At 68.4% G+C, this 15,943-nt stretch carries 14 protein-coding genes; 8 read left to right on the plus strand and 6 right to left on the minus strand.

Going from position 1 to position 15,943, the window contains the following annotated elements:
* The first annotated feature begins 15 nt into the window (after positions 1-15).
* From ACQPYM_RS20515 to ACQPYM_RS20525, 3 genes are all read left to right on the plus strand, one after another.
* Positions 16-2,118 carry a DPP IV N-terminal domain-containing protein gene (locus tag ACQPYM_RS20515; protein WP_433023037.1) on the plus strand — a complete coding sequence of 701 codons (2,103 nt, stop codon included), beginning with the start codon at positions 16-18 and terminating at the stop codon, positions 2,116-2,118.
* A 105-nt stretch (positions 2,119-2,223) separates the two neighbouring features.
* Positions 2,224-3,564 (plus strand): FAD-binding oxidoreductase, encoded by a 1,341-nt coding sequence (locus ACQPYM_RS20520; RefSeq protein WP_433023039.1) that lies wholly within the window; start codon positions 2,224-2,226, stop codon positions 3,562-3,564.
* A 58-nt stretch (positions 3,565-3,622) separates the two neighbouring features.
* The gene (locus tag ACQPYM_RS20525) at positions 3,623-4,258 is read left to right on the plus strand and encodes a class I SAM-dependent methyltransferase (protein ID WP_433023041.1); all 636 of its coding nucleotides are present in this window, start codon (positions 3,623-3,625) and stop codon (positions 4,256-4,258) included.
* 3 nt (positions 4,259-4,261) lie between these two features.
* On the opposite strand, the gene ACQPYM_RS20530 is transcribed toward ACQPYM_RS20525, so the two are convergent.
* From ACQPYM_RS20530 to ACQPYM_RS20545, 4 genes are all read right to left on the minus strand, one after another.
* Entirely contained in the window at positions 4,262-5,749 is a 1,488-nt protein-coding gene (locus ACQPYM_RS20530; RefSeq protein ID WP_433023043.1) for a sensor histidine kinase, read from the minus strand.
* The gene (locus tag ACQPYM_RS20535; protein WP_433023045.1) at positions 5,746-6,450 is read right to left on the minus strand and encodes a response regulator transcription factor; all 705 of its coding nucleotides are present in this window, start codon (positions 6,448-6,450) and stop codon (positions 5,746-5,748) included. Before ACQPYM_RS20535 ends, ACQPYM_RS20530 begins: the two co-directional genes overlap by 4 nt.
* Before the next feature lie 75 nt (positions 6,451-6,525).
* Positions 6,526-7,062 carry a hypothetical protein gene (locus tag ACQPYM_RS20540; protein WP_433023047.1) on the minus strand — a complete coding sequence of 179 codons (537 nt, stop codon included), beginning with the start codon at positions 7,060-7,062 and terminating at the stop codon, positions 6,526-6,528.
* A 136-nt stretch (positions 7,063-7,198) separates the two neighbouring features.
* Positions 7,199-7,684 (minus strand): DUF456 domain-containing protein, encoded by a 486-nt coding sequence (locus ACQPYM_RS20545; protein WP_433023049.1) that lies wholly within the window; start codon positions 7,682-7,684, stop codon positions 7,199-7,201.
* 42 nt (positions 7,685-7,726) lie between these two features.
* Between ACQPYM_RS20545 and ACQPYM_RS20550 the strand changes: the two genes are divergently transcribed.
* Positions 7,727-9,721 carry an amylo-alpha-1,6-glucosidase gene (locus tag ACQPYM_RS20550; RefSeq protein ID WP_433023051.1) on the plus strand — a complete coding sequence of 665 codons (1,995 nt, stop codon included), beginning with the start codon at positions 7,727-7,729 and terminating at the stop codon, positions 9,719-9,721.
* On the opposite strand, the gene ACQPYM_RS20555 is transcribed toward ACQPYM_RS20550, so the two are convergent.
* Positions 9,714-10,343, minus strand: coding sequence for a LysE family translocator (locus ACQPYM_RS20555; protein ID WP_433023052.1), 630 nt, complete (start codon positions 10,341-10,343; stop codon positions 9,714-9,716). The two genes, ACQPYM_RS20550 and ACQPYM_RS20555, sit on opposite strands and share 8 nt — an antisense overlap.
* A gap of 93 nt (positions 10,344-10,436) precedes the next feature.
* Between ACQPYM_RS20555 and ACQPYM_RS20560 the strand changes: the two genes are divergently transcribed.
* Entirely contained in the window at positions 10,437-11,915 is a 1,479-nt protein-coding gene (locus tag ACQPYM_RS20560) for a PLP-dependent aminotransferase family protein (protein ID WP_433023054.1), read from the plus strand.
* A gap of 87 nt (positions 11,916-12,002) precedes the next feature.
* Here ACQPYM_RS20560 and ACQPYM_RS20565 read toward each other — a convergent pair whose 3' ends face one another.
* Entirely contained in the window at positions 12,003-12,251 is a 249-nt protein-coding gene (locus tag ACQPYM_RS20565; protein ID WP_203590115.1) for a DUF7455 domain-containing protein, read from the minus strand.
* Positions 12,252-12,690: 439 nt separating this feature from the next.
* On the opposite strand from ACQPYM_RS20565, the gene ACQPYM_RS20570 reads away from it, so the two are divergent.
* Genes ACQPYM_RS20570 through ACQPYM_RS20580 form a run of 3 tightly spaced genes read left to right on the plus strand, consistent with a single transcriptional unit; the run spans position 12,691 to position 15,939 of the window.
* Positions 12,691-14,775 carry a DNA gyrase/topoisomerase IV subunit B gene (locus ACQPYM_RS20570; RefSeq protein ID WP_433023056.1) on the plus strand — a complete coding sequence of 695 codons (2,085 nt, stop codon included), beginning with the start codon at positions 12,691-12,693 and terminating at the stop codon, positions 14,773-14,775.
* Between the two features lie 10 nt (positions 14,776-14,785).
* Positions 14,786-15,439 carry an HAD family hydrolase gene (locus ACQPYM_RS20575; RefSeq protein ID WP_433023058.1) on the plus strand — a complete coding sequence of 218 codons (654 nt, stop codon included), beginning with the start codon at positions 14,786-14,788 and terminating at the stop codon, positions 15,437-15,439.
* Positions 15,440-15,480: 41 nt separating this feature from the next.
* Positions 15,481-15,939: a VOC family protein gene (locus tag ACQPYM_RS20580; protein WP_433023060.1), complete on the plus strand. Its 459-nt coding sequence runs from the start codon at positions 15,481-15,483 to the stop codon at positions 15,937-15,939.
* Positions 15,940-15,943 lie beyond the last annotated feature (4 nt).

Here is a 15,943-nt window from a genome sequence, read left to right on the forward strand (position 1 = left end):
AAAGGGATTCCGCTGATGACCGACCAGCTCGCAGCCTCCGTCTACCAGACCGCCGAGCAGTTCCTCCGCCACAACCGCCCGCAGCTCGTGCAGAACGCCGTGGTCACCCCGCAGTGGATCGACGGCGGCGCCCGGCTCCGCTACGAGACCGAGCGGGCGGGCAACCCGGAGAGCGTTCTGGTGGATCCGTTGGCCGGCACGCGTGAGATCACCACCGAGCCAGCGGAGACAGTCGGCTCGGGCGACTTCCTTGCCGTCGTCTCGCCCGACCGCAAGCACGAGGTGTTCCGTCGCGGCCACGATCTCTGGTTGCGCTCGCTGGCCGACGGATCTGAGCGTCCGTTGACCACCGATGGAGCCGAAGACCACGAGTACGGCACGGCGCCGTTCTCGCCGGACGTGCTGCTGAAGAAGCTGGGCATCCCGCACCTCCCGGCGTCCGTCGCCTGGTCGCCCGACTCGACGAAGGTGCTGACCCACCAACTCGACCAGCGCGCGGTCCGCACGGTTCACATGATCGACGTGACGACGGACGAGCCCAGCCTCTACAGCCAGCGCTTGCCCTACCCGGGTGACGAGCAGCTGCCCATGGCGGAGTACGTCGTACTGGATGTGAACGCCGGTACTACGGTGAGGTCCGAGCCGTTTGCGATGGGCGATCTGTCGCCGCTGCTGATCAAGTGGGCGTGGTGGTCCGAAGCCGGTGATGCCGTCTACTTCCTCCAGCAACCGCGGGGCCTGCACGCCCTGAGCCTGCGACGGCTCAATCCCGTCACCGGCGAGGTGACCACGTTGCTGACCGAGACGGGTGAGACCCGCGTCGAGCCGGCCCAGGGCTTCGGTCAGGCCCCGATGGTCAAGATCATCGACGACGGCATCCTCTGGTACTCGCAGCGCGACGGCTGGGGACACCTCTACCTGTACGACGCCGCCGGCGAACTCCGCAACCAGGTCACCCAGGGGGAGTGGGCCGTCCAGCAGATCCTCCGGGTCGACGAGGCCACCCGATCGGTCTACTTCGTCGCCACCGGATTGGTTGCCTCGAACCCCTATCGCAGGACCGTCTGCCGGATCGGCCTGGACGGGACCGGCTTTGCGCGGATCACCGATGACGAGCTCGACCACGTCGTCACCGTGCCGGAGAACGAGCAGTACTTCGTCGACTCCGCCTCGACCACCGCGCAGCCGCCGACGATCACCGTCCGCGGCTGGGACGGGCAGGTGCTCGTCGACCTCGAAACAGCCGACCCCTCGAAACTGCTCGCCACCGGCTGGAACCCGCCCGAAGAATTCCGCGTGAAGTCGGCCGACGGCACGACGGACGTCTACGGCCTGCTCTACAAGCCGCACGGGTTCGACCCCACCAAGCGTTACCCGATCGTCGATCACCCGTACCCCGGTCCGCACCAGGGCCGGCTGGTCCCGACCTACGACCCGGGGCTCTACGGCGTCGAGGTCGAGTCGATGGCCGCGCTCGGGTTCGTCGCCGTGGTGATCGAAGGGCGCGGCAATCCGGGGCGGAGCAAGGCGTTCCACGACGCGACGTACCGGCGATACGACCGCGCGGGCAGCCTGGAGGACCACGTTGCGGGCATCCGTGAACTCGCGGCCACGCGGCCGTGGATGGATCTCGACCGGGTCGGCATCTTCGGCCAGTCCGGCGGCGGGTTCGCCACGGTTCGGGCGCTGGCCGACTTCCCCGACTTCTACCGGGTCGGCGTGGCGGAGGCGGGCAACCACGACAACCGGGTGTTCAGCCAGGCGTGGGTCGAGGCGTACGACGGCCCGGCGGGCGAGCGCGACTACGCCGAGTCGGACAACGGCGCGGTGGTGGACCGGATCGAGGGCAAGCTGCTGTTGGTCCACGGCGGTCTCGACACCAGTGTGAATCCGCACCACACGCTCCGGCTGGTGGACCGGTTGATTGCCGCCGACAAGGATTTCGACCTGGTCGTCGTGCCCGGAGCGGAACACATCTTCTTCGGCTACGAGCACCACGTGAACCGCCGGAAGTGGGACTTCCTGGTCCGAAATCTGCTGGCTGCCGAGCCTCCCGCGGGTTACCGTCTCACGCCGGCGCCCGTGGATCTCGCCCTGGTGGCAGCCCTGTTCGGCTGATCCTCGCGGTGAATCTTCCCGGTCGTGTCACATCTGGCGGCTCCGTTCCGTCAGACCCATGAAGACCTTGAAGAGACCTGCATCTGTCCTGTGTGGAAGGAAGTCATGAGTTCAGCGCTGGAAACACTTCGCCCCGGCTTCGGCGGCGACATCATCGAGCCGGGCGCGGCGGAGTACGAAGCAGCCAGCCGAGCGGTCCTGGCTCTGGGGACCCCGGTCTGCGTACTGCGGCCGGCGAGCGTTGCGGACGTGCAAGCAGCCGTCAGGTTCGCGGTCGAGAGCGGGCTGAAGCTGTCCGTGCGCGGCGGCGGCCACAGCTTCCCGGGGTTCGGTACCAACGAGGACGGCGTGGTGATCGATCTGCGTGGCCTCGCGAGTGTCGAGGTGATCGACAAGGAGCGGCACGTCGTACGGATCGGTGGTGGCGCCATCTGGGGACAGGTCGCGGCCGCACTGGCCCCGCACAACCTGGCCATCTCCTCGGGTGACACCAAGACGGTCGGTGTCGGCGGGCTGACCCTGGGCGGCGGCATCGGCTGGAAGGTCAGGAAGTACGGCCTTGCGCTGGACAACCTGGTCGCCGTCGAGATCGTCACCGCTGCCTCCGAGGTGGTGCGGGCGAGCGCGGAGGAGAACGCCGACCTGTTCTGGGCCATCCGTGGGGGTGGCGGCAACTTCGGGATCGTGACCGCCTTCGAGTTCGCGGCGCATCCGACCACCGACGTGTACTTCGGGAAGCTCACCTTCCCGGCGGCCGAGTTGGCCACCGTGCTCCCGGGCTGGGCCGACTACCTGCGGACCGCGCCCGAGGAGCTCACCTCGATCGTGAGCTTCGCCAACCCGTTCGCCGGCGGCCGGGAGGCGCCGGTCGAGGTCCACCTCGCCTTCGACGGCGATGACGCCGACCTCGCCGCGGCGGCGATCGACCCACTCCGCGCACTCGGCACGGTGCTCGAGGACGACGTCACCCTGAAGGCCTACCCGGAGATTCTCGAGGAGGGCATGGTCCCGCCACCGGGCATCCAGTTCGTCGCCCGCAGCGGTTTCGTGAACCAGGACTCGGTGCCTGAGGTACTCCGGCAACTGGCCGAGGCCGGGCGATCGGAACGCCCCCCGATCATCTCCGTCCGAAGCGTCGGGGGAGCGGTCTCGCGGGTGCCGGCAGACGCAACGGCGTACGCGCATCGCCAGGCGGCGTTGATGTTCGTGACGAACCTGGTCGGCCCGCCGCCGGCCATCGCCGCGGGCAAGCCGTCGCTGGACGTCCTCTGGGACCGGCTTGCACCGCACGTCAGCGGCGCCTACGGCAACTTCCTCGGGACCATCACCGAGGCGGATGTCGCTGCGGTCTACCCGACCGAGACCTACCAGCGGCTCGCGGCGGTCAAGGCGCAGTACGACCCGGCCAACCTGTTCTCGGCCAACCACAACATCCAGCCGGCCTAGCTTTGCCGGAACGGCAACAAAGTTTGTCGGACCTGGAAGCTCGGCCGATGCTGAGGACATGACTGTCGACAACAGAGCCGCTGAAGAGTACTGGAACGCCCGCTACAGCGAGACTTCGCAGATCTGGAGCGGGAAGCCCAATGTGGAACTGGTCGGAGAGGTCGAGGGCCTGACGCCGGGAACGGCCCTCGACCTCGGATGTGGGGAGGGCGCCGACGCGATCTGGCTTGCCCAGCAGGGGTGGCGCGTGACCGGCGTGGACGTCTCGTCGGTTGCTCTCGCCCGCGCGGCGCAGCATGCCGAGGAGGCCGGCGTTGCCGACCGGGTCGATTGGCAGCAGCACGATCTCGGGAAGTCGTTGCCGGAGGGGACCTTCGACCTGGTGTCGGCGCAGTTCCTGCACTCGCTGGCTGAGCTTCCGCGTGAGGCGATCCTCCGCGCGGCGGCCGAGCTGGTGGCGCCGGGTGGCATCCTCCTGATCGAGGGACACCTGGGCTTCCCTGACGTGGAGAAGCACGCGGACCACGCCGACATCCATTTCCCGACGCCGGCCGAGGTGATCGCCGATGTCGGGCTGGACGACGGCCGCTGGGAGATCCTGGTCAGCCGTGAACACGAGCGTGAGCAGGTCATCGACGGGAAGCAGCTCACCCGTCGCGACAGCACGGTGAAGGCGCGCAGGCTGGCCGTCTGACGGCTAGTCCGCCAGGGGCAGGTGGACGGTGAAGGTGGCGCCGTGGCCGGGCGTGTCGGTCACGGTCACCTTGCCGTTGTGCGCCGCGACCAACGCGGCAACGATCGACAGCCCGAGGCCGGACCCGCCGGTGGAACGGGTGCGCGCCGAGTCGGCTCGGTAGAAGCGCTCGAACACCCGGGCCTTCTGCTCGTGGCTCAGACCAGGACCGGTGTCCGCCACCTCGACCACCGCCAGGCCGTCGCGAGTGCCGACCGAGATGGTGATCGGTGCATCGACCGGAGTGTGATGGAGAGCGTTGCTGACCAGATTGCCGAGCACCTGCCGCAGCCGCGCCTCATCGCCATTGACGACCGGCGCGCCGGAATCCGGCAGGATCCTGAGCTTGACCTCACGCCCAGGCTGAACAGCCTGTACGTCGTGCACCGAGTCGCCCGCGAGCGTCAGGAGATCCACCGGCTGGCGCTGAAGCGGACGCTGCTGGTCGAGTCGCGCGAGCAGCAGCAGGTCGTCGACCAGCAAGCCCATCCGCTTGGCCTCGTCCTCGATCCGCTTCATCGTGGCCGGATCGGCCGCGGCGCCCTGCTGCCGGGTCAGCTCCGCGAACCCGCGGATCGAGGTCAAGGGCGTCCGCAGCTCGTGACTCGCGTCGGCGATGAACCGCCGCATCCGCTCCTCCGACTGCCGCGCGTTCTCCTCCGACCGGCGCGCCGCATCCTCGGACCGGCGGGCCGCGAACTCCGAAGCGGTCCGCTGCGCGAACGCCCCCTCGATCTGCCCGAGCATCTGGTTGATCGCCAGCGACAACCGCCCCACCTCGGTCCGCGGATCCCGCTGCGGCACCCGCCGACTCAGATCCCCACCCGCTATAGCCACCGCCGTGTGCTCAACATCCTCAAGCCCCCGCAAACTCCGCCGCACAACATAGGTCCCCACCCCCGCCAGCAACACCAGCAAGATGATGCCCGCGGCAATCTGTACTCCGACCAGCCGCCGGATCGTCTGGCTGATGTCGCCGAGGCTCTGCGCCACCATCACATAGCCGTCGCCGTTGGCGAACGGAACCGCCACCACCCGGAAGGTCTCACTACCCGACGACGCCGGTACGTCGAACGGCTCCCCGTCGCGGCCCACGACCTGCGCCAGGGTCAGCGACGGCAGGACCGGCTGCACCGCTGACGGTTTCAGCCGCTGCTGGATCGGCCCTTTGAACCGGGTGCCGGCCGGATCGAAGGCCTGGGCGATGAAGGGGCTGGGAAGCCTTGGGCCCCGGCCGTCGAGAACCGGTCCCTGCCAGGCGCCTTTGGGCTTGGCCAGGTCCTTGGCCGTGGTCTGCAGCTGGGTGTCCACCCGGTCGATCAGGTAGCCGCGCATGATCGTCGTCGCGACCAGACCCGACGCGAGCAGCGCCGCCGTCACCAGCGTGAGGAGCACCAGGACGATGGTGATCCGCAACGGGTAGCGCTCGGTGAAGCGACGGTGGCCGTTCATCCGTTCGGGCCTCGGGGAGTGCGGAGGACGTAGCCGACCCCGCGGACTGTGTGGAGGAGTTTCTGGTCGCCGGTGTCGACCTTGCGGCGCAGGTAGGACATGTACGACTCGACCACGCCGGCGTCGCCCGCGAAGTCGTAGTTCCAGACGGCCGAGAGGATCTGGCCCTTGGACATCACCCGTTCCGCGTTCTCCAGCAGGCAGCGCAACAGCTTGAACTCGGTCAGCGAGAGCTGCACCGCCTCACCCGCCTTGAACACCTCGTAGGAGTCCTCGTTCAGCTCGAGGTCGGCATACCGCAGTACTGCGGGCTCTGTCGCGGCCTGCTCGCGATGGCCGGAGCGGCGCAACAGGGCGCGGACCCGGGCAACCAGCTCGTCCAGGCTGAACGGCTTGGTCACGTAGTCGTCACCGCCGGTCTGCAGGCCGAGGACCTTGTCCTCGACGGCGTCGCGCGCGGTGAGGAACAGCACCGGTACGTGCCGGTCCTCACCGCGCAGCCGGCGGACCACCTCGAACCCGTCCAGGCCGGGCATCATCACGTCCAGCACGACCAGGTCGGGTTCCACCTCCCGCGCCTTGCGCAGCGCCTCGGCGCCGTGCGTGGCCGTGGTCACGTCGTACCCGGCGAAGCGCAGACTCGCGGACAGCAGTTCGACGATGTTCGGTTCGTCGTCGACGACCAGCAGGTGCGGGCTCATGGTTCCAGTCTTACGCCCGCACCCTGCCATCGCCTGGGAGGTTCCTGGCAATCCGCTGTGAGTGTCCGCCCCGGATCAGCGCGGGCCCTTGAAACCCCACTTCTCGTGCGCCGCCTTGCGCTGTGTCCCGTCGCTGATCGTGGCGGCCGTTGCCTTGCCGTCGGCCACGGTCGCCGCCACCATCACGGTGTTGCCGGTCTTGATGCTGGCGATTCCGTCCCGGGTCGCGTTGACCAGGGTGTCGGCGGTGACGACGTACTCCTTGGTGTAGCCGTCGGCGCTCTTCACGGTGATCGCGTCCTTGCTGACCGCGGTCACCTCGCCCTTCTGGGTCGCCACGGTCTGGTAGCCGCCACCCTCCTTCTCCACCGTGAACTCGCCGTGCAGCGCGCCCTTGAAGCCGAACGCGCCGTGCCGGCCGAGGCCACCAGGACCGCCGGGCTTCGCCGGCTCGGCCGAGTTGGGTGCGGAGGGTGAGGCGGACGGGGTCGGGGTCGGATCGGCGTTGGTGGTCGCCCAGGCGACGCCACCGGCCCCGGTGGTGACCACTACCGCCGCGATCGTGCCGGCCACTCGCCAGCGTTTGTCGGTGAGCTTCTGGTTCGACGCCATGCGTGTACTGCCTCCCGGTACTGCGCACCAAGCGGGTCACCTGGTGCTGGTGATCCCAAGATCCCTGCTGGACCTGAGACCAGCCTGCGCCGAACCTGGCAAAATCCTGGCAACCCGGGATTCAGGCGACCCGGGGTCAGACCAGGAAGAGCACGGCGAACAGCCAGACGGCGGCCGCCAGCGACGTACCGATGAACTCGATCAGGATCGACAGCCCGGTCGCGCGCAGGGCGTGTTTGGTCGACGTCCACGCCGCGTCGTGACCGCCGAGGCGGTGCCGCTCGGCCAGGTAGACGCCGACCGGGAAGCCGACGAACATGCCGACCACCGGGATCACGAAGAAGCCGACGATGCCGAGCACGACGCCGACGAACATCGACCGTCTCGGCACGCCGGACTCGCGCAGCCGCCGCTCCGGCACGATGTACTTCACCACCTGGCTGGCCCCGATCAGCACCACGGCGGCGGCCAGCACGGACCAGCCGGTCGGGCTCTGCACCTCCAGCGCCCAGACCAGGATCGCCGCCAGGCTGAGGATGGCACCGGGCAGTACCGGGATGACGATGCCGAGGATGCCGACGAAGATCGCCACCCCGACCAGGAGAGTCGCAACGCTGTTCACACCTGCCACTCTGCCGTACATCGGCAGTCTTAGGGTGGAGCTATGCCTGACCTTCACGATCTCGTCACCACGCTCGCCGCTCCCTGGGTGGTGCTGTCGCCGCGATCGGGGCAGCTCACCGGCACCGGAGCCGAGGGTGTCTACGCCCGGGACCGCCGCATCCTCTCCCGGCTGGAGGTGACCGTCGACGGCCGGCCACCGACCCCGGTCCTGGTCGACGAGCCCGCGGCCGGCACCACCCGGTACGGCGCTGTGCTCGACGGCCTCAACGTCGTGGGTCACGACCCGACGGTGACGCTGCGGCGTACCCGCCGGGTGGACGGCGAGGGCATGACCGAGCGGATCACCCTGGTGAACCACTCGCACGACACCGTCGACTGCGAACTGATGATTGCCCTGGGCACGGATCTTGCCGGTACCGCGGCGGTGCGCAGCGGAGCCGCCGCCGACCTGCCGGTCGTCGAGCCGGTCACCGACGCCGATGGCCTGCAGTGGGACGACGGCCGCGGCCTGCGAGTGCGAGCCACCTTCACCCCGGCCCCAAGCCTCAACCAGAGCTGGAGGTTGAAGGTCGAGCCGGGACAGGAAACAACGGTGACGCTCAGGTTGACCGCGAGCTTCCCGGCCGCTGACGCCTTCGCCATCGAGCCGCCGACCACCAGGCCGTCGTACGACGACGTCGAGCTCGAGTGCGACGACCGGCGAGTCGAGCGGTGGGTACGCCGGTCGCTGGCCGATCTGGCCGGCCTGCAGTTGTCCGCCGATGGGGGAGAGCGCTACCTCGGCGCCGGACCGCCTTGGTACCTGACCCTCTTCGGCCGCGACTCACTGATCTCCTCCGGCATGGTGCTCCCCGTCGACCCGCAGTTGGCAGCCGGCACATTGCGCGCGTTGGCGGCGTACCAGGGCAGTCGGGTCGATCCCAGTTCGGCCGAGCAGCCCGGCAAGATCCCGCACGAGTTGCGCTCCGAGGTCGCCGACCATGGGGGAGGGCTCGTGCTTCCGGCGGCGTACTACGGAACGCACGACGCGACCCAGCTCTGGATCACCACCTTGCACAAGGCGTGGCGCTGGGGGATGCCGGCGGACGAAGTACGGGTGTTGCTCCCGAATCTTCAGGGGGCGCTCGCCTGGATGCGGGACTTCGCGGATCCCGATGGCGACGGCTTCCTCGAATACATCGACGAGTCCGGTCACGGCCTGGCCAACCAGGGCTGGAAGGACTCTCGCGACTCGGTCCAATGGCCTGACGGCACGCTGGCCGACGCGCCGATCGCGCTCTGCGAGGTGCAGGGCTACGCGTACGCCGCGGCGGTCGCCGGTGCCGAGTTGCTGGAGGCCTTCGGACTGGACGGCGGCGAGACCTGGCGAGGCTGGGCCGCACAACTCAAAGAGCGGTTCCGGGAGAGTTTCTGGATCGACGGCTATCCGGCGATCGCGCTCGACGGCGCGAAGCGCCCGGTCGCCGGTGCCGCCTCGAACATGGGGCACCTGCTCGGCACCGGCATCCTGGACGGGGCCGAGGAAGCAGCGGTCGCGAAGGTGCTGGCCGACCCGGACCTGGACAGCGGCTTCGGTCTCAGAACGTTGTCAAAGGCAATGACTCGGTTCAACCCGCTCGGCTACCACACCGGCAGCGTCTGGCCGCACGACACCGCGATGGCCGTGCAGGGTCTGTACGCCTCGGGTCACGCCGCGGCCGCGACGTCGTACGCGCGCGGGCTGGTCGATGCCGCCGAGGCCTTCGAGTACCGGCTGCCGGAGCTCTACGGGGGCGAAGGCAGCGAGCAGGAGACCAAGCCCACGCCGTACCCGTTGTCCTGTCGTCCGCAAGCATGGGCGGCGGCCTCGGCGATCGCCGTGGTGATCGCTGCCCTGGGCATCGAACCGAACGTCCCGGCCGGCACCCTCGACATCACTCCGGCTGCCGACCTGCCCTGGCAGCGGCTTCGCCTCGACGGAGTCCGGGTCGGCGAGCGAAGGCTCTCCATCGAGCTCCGCGACGGAGTCCTGAGCGTCGAGGACCTGACTAGGTGAGGACGCCGGCCGCGGCGACCGCGGCGATCGTGAGGTAGATGCCGGCGACAACGTACTTGCGAAGACCGCTGAACCGCCCGGCGGTCCGGAAGCGACGACCGATGGCGTCTGCACCGACCGCGTAACAGAGGTCGAGCAACAGCCCGATCGCGAGCACGGCCAGGCCGAGCAGCAGCATTTCGTTGCGGACCTGGACCGTCCCGGCGTCGCGGGTGGTGAACTGGGGGAGGAAGGCAAGGAAGAAGAGCGCTGCCTTCGGGTTCAGCAGGTTGACCAGGACGCCTTCGCGGAACACCCGGCCGAGCGTGGTCACCTTGATGCTGCCGACTCCGCTCGAGTCGTTCGAGCGGAGCGTCCGCACACCGAGCCAGGCCAGGTACGCCGCACCGGCCAGCGAGATGACGGTGAAGACCAGTGGTGAAGCCTGCACGACCGCGGCCAGCCCGAGTGCCGCGAGCAGGATGTAGACCACCGACCCGGTCTCGATGGCGAACGCGGAGACCACGCCCGCGCGGCGCCCCTGGGTCAGGCTGCGCAGCGAGATGTAGATGTTGTTCGGCCCCGGCATCCCGACCAGTACCACCGTCGCGCCGACGAACCCGAGCGCCTGTCCGATCCCCATCGTGTTGCCTCACTCTCGAAACTCCCGAATTGGACTGCCTACGACTAGCCTGGCGAGATCCGAAGCAGTCCACCCGAGCCAATCCGAGGAGAAGTGGACCGTTCTGACGACCCCGCCGCCCTCGCCGACCTGATCGGCCACCAGCTCACCGGCCGCTCCGGCGGTCTCTACCGCCGCCTCGCCGACACGATCGCCGCGCTGATCGGCTCGTCCGAGCTACCGGTCGGCGCCAGGCTGCCCGCCGAGCGAACGCTGGCGGAAGCCCTCGCGATCAGCCGCTCCACCGTCGTCGCGGCGTACGACGAACTGCGCGCCCGCGGCCTCGTCGAGAGCCGCCGAGGCAGCGGTACGACGGTCGCCCAGGCCGCCGCCAAGGGCCGGTCGCGAGCCGATAAACGCATGCCCGCCGGGTACGGCGAATCGCTCTTCCACCGGATCGCGCACGGCCCGAGCGAGGTGATCGCGATGACGTACGCCGTCGACCCCGGCATCCCCGAGCTGGCGGCCGAGGTGGAAGAGCTGGCGCGCACCGACCTGCCATTGCTGCTGCAAGGCGTCGGCTATCACCCGCGCGGTCTCGACGTACTGCGGGAGCGGATCGCCGAACACTTCGCCGAGTCCGGCCTGCCGACCAGCCCGGACGAGATCGTGGTGACGAGTGGAGCGCATCAGGCGATCGCGCTGGTGACGCAGATGTACCTGCGATCAGGAGCTGCGGTGGTGATCGAGCAGCCGAGCTGGCCCGGCTGCTTCGACCTGTTCGGAGCAGCCGGCGGACGCGTGGTCGGCGTACCGCTCGATGATGCCGGTGTCCGGCCCGACCTGCTCGCCGTGGCATTCCGGGAGCATCAGCCGGCGATGTTGTTCGTGATGCCCACGTTCCACAACCCGACCGGACTGTTGATGTCCGCAACGCGCCGGCGACAGGTTGCCGAACTGGCCGCGAAGCATGGTGTGGTCGTTGTCGAGGACAACGCCTATTCGACCTGGGATCCCACCGGGCCCGACGTACCGGCGCCGCTGGCTGCCTTTGCTCCAAAAGACGCCGAGGTCTTCACGATCGGGTCGGTGTCGAAAGCCGTCTGGGGCGGTCTGCGGATCGGCTGGATCCGTGCGCCGCGGCCGCTGGCCGAGCGACTCGCGCGGCACAAGGCCCTCGCGGATCTGGGCAGTCCGGTGATCGATCAGGCGCTGACCGCGCGTTTGTTGCCGCGACTGACCGAACTCACCGCGGCCCGGGCGATCTTGGCGACCAACAGAAAACAGCTGATGGGTCAGTTGCTGACACAACGTCTACCTGAATGGGAGTGGACCGAACCCGTCGGCGGCTCGGCCTTGTGGATCCGGTTGCCGCAGACCGATGCGCGGGTCTTCGCTCAGGTGGCGTTGCGGCATGGCGTCGAGGTGGTGGCCGGCCGGGCGATGGATCCGACGGGTGAACATGACGACTACCTGCGGGTGCCGTTCAGTTACTCGGCGGAGGTGATGACGGAGGCTGTCGACCGGCTCGCGTCGGCCTGGCGTGAGCTGCGGCGGCACGGGCCGGCGGACGTAGTACCGGAAATTGTCTGAACAGACGGATGGCGGCCACCCTGTCCGGGTGACCGCCATCGAAAGTTCAGGTTGGGGAAGCGCCCTCGTTGGCGCCGTGAGGCCGGGTTACCGGTCGCCCTCCGCAGGGACCGACTCGGCGGGCTTGTCTTCCAGCTTGCCCGTCTCGTCGTGGATGGTGATCGCGATGTTGCGCAGCTTGTCCGCGTGCTCCCGTCCGTGGTGGGCGCAGAAAAGTAGCTCCCCACCGGAGGTCAGGGTCACCCGAACGTAGGCCTGCGCGCCGCAGCGGTCACAACGGTCCGCAGCCGACAGGGTCGAACTCGGGGCGAGTGCTGTAGTCACTTGAGGCCTCATCTCATCTAGTTCCGTACTCACCAGATAGCAACATCCTGACATGCGGATCGCTTCCCGGTTGGTGCAGCGTGTCCGAATGTGAGACGAACCACCTGTTCCCTTATGACGCATATTGACGGGGAATCGTTTCGGATTCGGGCGATCCGCTGTTTCCAACGGGTGTCGGGCGTGTCTTCTCTCACTGTGCGCCACAATCCGGTCACTGGTTGCGCATGGACGGAGTGTCGGAAAACACGAAGATCGAGTCCGGATCGATATCTGTTGAAGCACCTTTCTCTGCCACCGTATCTGGTCCCTCCTCAGTACCCCGCCCGGATAGTGGATACACCAGCGCCACAGGGTGGCCCTGCCAGGTTTTGGGGGTGCGCCTGCGTAGGCTGTCCGGGTGTGATGGTTCCGGCCATCGCGTTGTCTGCTTGTGAACCAGTGAAGGAGCCCTGTGGCCGCCCCGACGCCTCGCAGTACCGAGCTCGACCCGACGTACAACGCCCGCAACCTGTTGGTCCTCGAAGGCCTGGAGGCGGTCCGCAAGCGGCCGGGTATGTACATCGGCTCGACCGACAGCCGCGGCCTGATGCACTGCCTGTGGGAGATCATCGACAACGCCGTCGACGAGGCTCTCGCCGGGCACGGTGACCGGATCGACGTGGTGCTGCACCGCGACGGCTCGGTCGAGGTCCGCGACAAGGCCCGCGGCATCCCGGTCGACATCGAGCCGAAGACGAAGCTCAGCGGTGTCGAGGTGGTCTTCACCAAGCTGCACGCCGGCGGCAAGTTCGGCGGCGGGTCGTACAACGCCTCCGGCGGTCTGCACGGTGTCGGCGCGTCGGTCGTGAACGCGCTGTCCGCGCGGCTCGACGTCGAGGTCGACCGTGGTGGTGTGACGTGGGCCACTTCGTTCCGGCGGGGTGTCGCCGGTGAGTTCGATGCCGAGGGCGCGTCCGCGAGCTTCACCCCGGCGAAGGGCCTGCGCAAGGCCGGCCGGGCCAAGAAGGGCGTCACCGGCACCAGGATCCGGTATTGGGCGGACCGGCAGATCTTCACCAAGGACGCCGCCTTCAACTACGACGAGTTGGTCACCCGGGCGCGGCAGACGTCGTTCCTGGTGCCCGGTCTCGAGTTGGTGGTGCGCGACGAGCGCGGTGACGAGCCGACCGAGGAGTCGTTCAAGCACGACGGCGGGATCAGCGAGTTCTGCGAGTTCCTGGCCACCGACCAGAAGGTCACCGACGTGATCCGGCTGTCCGGAACCGGCCACTTCACCGAGACCGTGCCGATGCTCGACGACGCCGGCCACATGACGCCGACCGATGTCGAGCGCGATCTCGAGGTCGACATCGCGGTCCGCTGGGGTGACGGCTACGAGACCGAGCTGCGCTCGTTCGTGAACATCGTCGCCACGCCGAAGGGCGGCACCCACGTGGCCGGCTTCGAGCGCGCGCTGCCGAAGGTGTTCAGCAACGTGCTGACCGGGACGCGGCTGCTGAAGAGCGGCGAGGAGATCATCAAGGACGACGTGCTCGAGGGCATGACGTCGGTGGTGACGGTGCGGCTGTCCGAGCCGCAGTTCGACGGCCAGACCAAGGAGGTGCTCGGCACGCCGGCCGCGTCGCGGATCGTCGCGAAGGTGGTGCAGACCGAGCTGGAGACCTTCCTCACCTCGACCAAGGGCACGATGAAGGCCCAGGCCCGTGCGGTGATGGAGAAGGTCGTCGCGGCCTCCCGGACCAGGGTGGCGGCCCGGCAGCATCGCGAGCTGCAGCGGCGCAAGACGGCACTGGAGTCGTCAGCGCTGCCGGCCAAGCTGGCCGACTGCCGCAGCAACGACGTCGACCGCTCCGAACTGTTCATCGTCGAGGGTGACTCCGCGCTCGGCACGGCGAAGCTGGCGCGCAGCTCGGAGTTCCAGGCACTGCTGCCGATCCGGGGCAAGATTCTCAACGTGCAGAAGGCGTCCGTCGGCGACATGCTGAAGAACGCCGAGTGTGCCTCGATCATCCAGGTGGTCGGCGCCGGCTCCGGCCGCACCTTCGATCTGGAGCAGGCGCGTTACGGCAAGATCATCTTCATGGCCGACGCCGACTCCGACGGCGCGCACATCCGGTGCCTGCTGGCGACGCTGTTCTTCCGCTACATGCGCCCGCTGGTCGACGCGGGCCGGGTCTACACCGCCGTACCGCCGCTGCACCGCTTCGAGCTGACCAACCCGAAGAAGGGGCAGGACAAGTACATCTACACGTACTCCGATGCGGAGTACCAGCGGAAGTCGGCCGAACTGATGAAGAAGGGCGTCAAGTGGAAAGAGCCCCCGCAGCGCTACAAGGGTCTCGGTGAGATGGACGCGGACCAGCTGGCGGAGACCACGATGGACCCGCGGCACCGCACCCTGCGCCGGATCACCGTCGACGACGGCGAAGCGGCAGCGGGAGTCTTCGACCTGCTGATGGGCAACGACGTCGCCCCGCGCAAGGAGTTCATCGTCCAGGGTGCCTACGAACTCGACGAGACCCGCATCGACGCCTGACGGAGCCACGATGACGACGACGCCCCGGCTTGCCTGCTTCGATCTGGACAACACATTGATCGATCGGGACGGGGCGTTCGTCGCGTGGGCGCAGTGGTGGGCGCGGCGTGAAGGGCTGGGCGACGAGGCGGTCGAATGGCTGCTCGATCACGACCAGGGTGGTTTCCGGCCACGGCCTGAGTTGTTCGCCGCGGCAAAGGAGCGCTTCGGGCTGGCTGCCGAAGTACAGGAGCTCGTGGATGCCTATGACCGGGAGCATCCGCCCTTTACATCGGCAGACCCGGCCGTGCTCGACGGGCTCGCAACACTCCGTACTGCGGGGTGGCGGGTTGCCGTGGTCACGAACGGTGGGGTTGTCCAGCAGTCCCTCAAGCTCGACCGCACCGGGATCGGCGCGGCGGTCGACTACTGCTGCATCTCCGAGCAGGTCGGGGTGCGCAAACCCGATCCGACGATCTTCAAGATCGCGGCGGCCCGGACGGGCGCGACCTTGGCCGGCGGGTGGATGGTGGGCGACCATCCGGCGTACGACATCGCGGGCGGGACCGCCGCGGGGCTGTCGACTGTTCTCGTCGGGGATCATCACCAGGCGGCTCCGGAGCACACGCCCACCCATCATTTCAGCTCTGTACTGCAGGCATTCGAGGTGATTCTCGGTCGCTGAGCCGTGGTCTTTGCGGGCCGGGGTGGTACAGGATGTGCGTCATGAGCTACCTGCCGCCGCACGGGCGTGTGCTGACGCCGTACCTGTACTGCCGTGACGCCGCCAAGGCGATCGAATGGTACGGCGAGGTGTTCGGTGCGCGTCCGACCGAGACGCCGTTCGTCGGTGCCGACGGCCGGATCGGCCACGCGGAACTGGAGATCGCCGGCACCGGCTTCATGCTGGCCGACGCCTATCCCGAGGTCGGGGTCGCGGCGCCGGCCGAGGACGCGCTGCCGACCTACGCCCTGAATCTGTACGTGCCCGACGTCGACTCGACGGTCGCGGCCGCGGAGAAGGCCGGAGCGATCATCGAGAAACCGCTCGCGGACACGTTCTTCGGAGCCCGCTCGGCGACCCTCCGCGACCCGTTCGGCGTCCGTTGGTCGGTCGCCACCCATCTGCGCGATGTCGGCGAAGAGGCCCTGGAGGCTGCCAAGGCCGGCTTCGCCGACAACTAGGGCA

The sequence above is a fragment of the Kribbella sp. CA-294648 genome (assembly GCF_050943845.1).
In the GTDB taxonomy this organism is placed as follows: Bacteria; Actinomycetota; Actinomycetes; order Propionibacteriales; family Kribbellaceae; genus Kribbella.

Excerpts from the sequence above, each read along its gene's own strand:
- ACQPYM_RS20515 (WP_433023037.1), top strand. The coding sequence starts at position 16 with ATGACCGACCAGCTCGCAGCCTCCGTCTACCAGACCGCCGAGCAGTTC.
- ACQPYM_RS20520 (WP_433023039.1), top strand. The coding sequence starts at position 2,224 with ATGAGTTCAGCGCTGGAAACACTTCGCCCCGGCTTCGGCGGCGACATC.
- ACQPYM_RS20525 (WP_433023041.1), top strand. The coding sequence starts at position 3,623 with ATGACTGTCGACAACAGAGCCGCTGAAGAGTACTGGAACGCCCGCTAC.
- ACQPYM_RS20530 (WP_433023043.1), bottom strand. The coding sequence starts at position 5,749 with ATGAACGGCCACCGTCGCTTCACCGAGCGCTACCCGTTGCGGATCACC.
- ACQPYM_RS20535 (WP_433023045.1), bottom strand. The coding sequence starts at position 6,450 with ATGAGCCCGCACCTGCTGGTCGTCGACGACGAACCGAACATCGTCGAA.
- ACQPYM_RS20540 (WP_433023047.1), bottom strand. The coding sequence starts at position 7,062 with ATGGCGTCGAACCAGAAGCTCACCGACAAACGCTGGCGAGTGGCCGGC.
- ACQPYM_RS20550 (WP_433023051.1), top strand. The coding sequence starts at position 7,727 with ATGCCTGACCTTCACGATCTCGTCACCACGCTCGCCGCTCCCTGGGTG.
- ACQPYM_RS20555 (WP_433023052.1), bottom strand. The coding sequence starts at position 10,343 with ATGGGGATCGGACAGGCGCTCGGGTTCGTCGGCGCGACGGTGGTACTG.
- ACQPYM_RS20565 (WP_203590115.1), bottom strand. The coding sequence starts at position 12,251 with ATGAGGCCTCAAGTGACTACAGCACTCGCCCCGAGTTCGACCCTGTCG.
- ACQPYM_RS20575 (WP_433023058.1), top strand. The coding sequence starts at position 14,786 with ATGACGACGACGCCCCGGCTTGCCTGCTTCGATCTGGACAACACATTG.
- ACQPYM_RS20580 (WP_433023060.1), top strand. The coding sequence starts at position 15,481 with ATGAGCTACCTGCCGCCGCACGGGCGTGTGCTGACGCCGTACCTGTAC.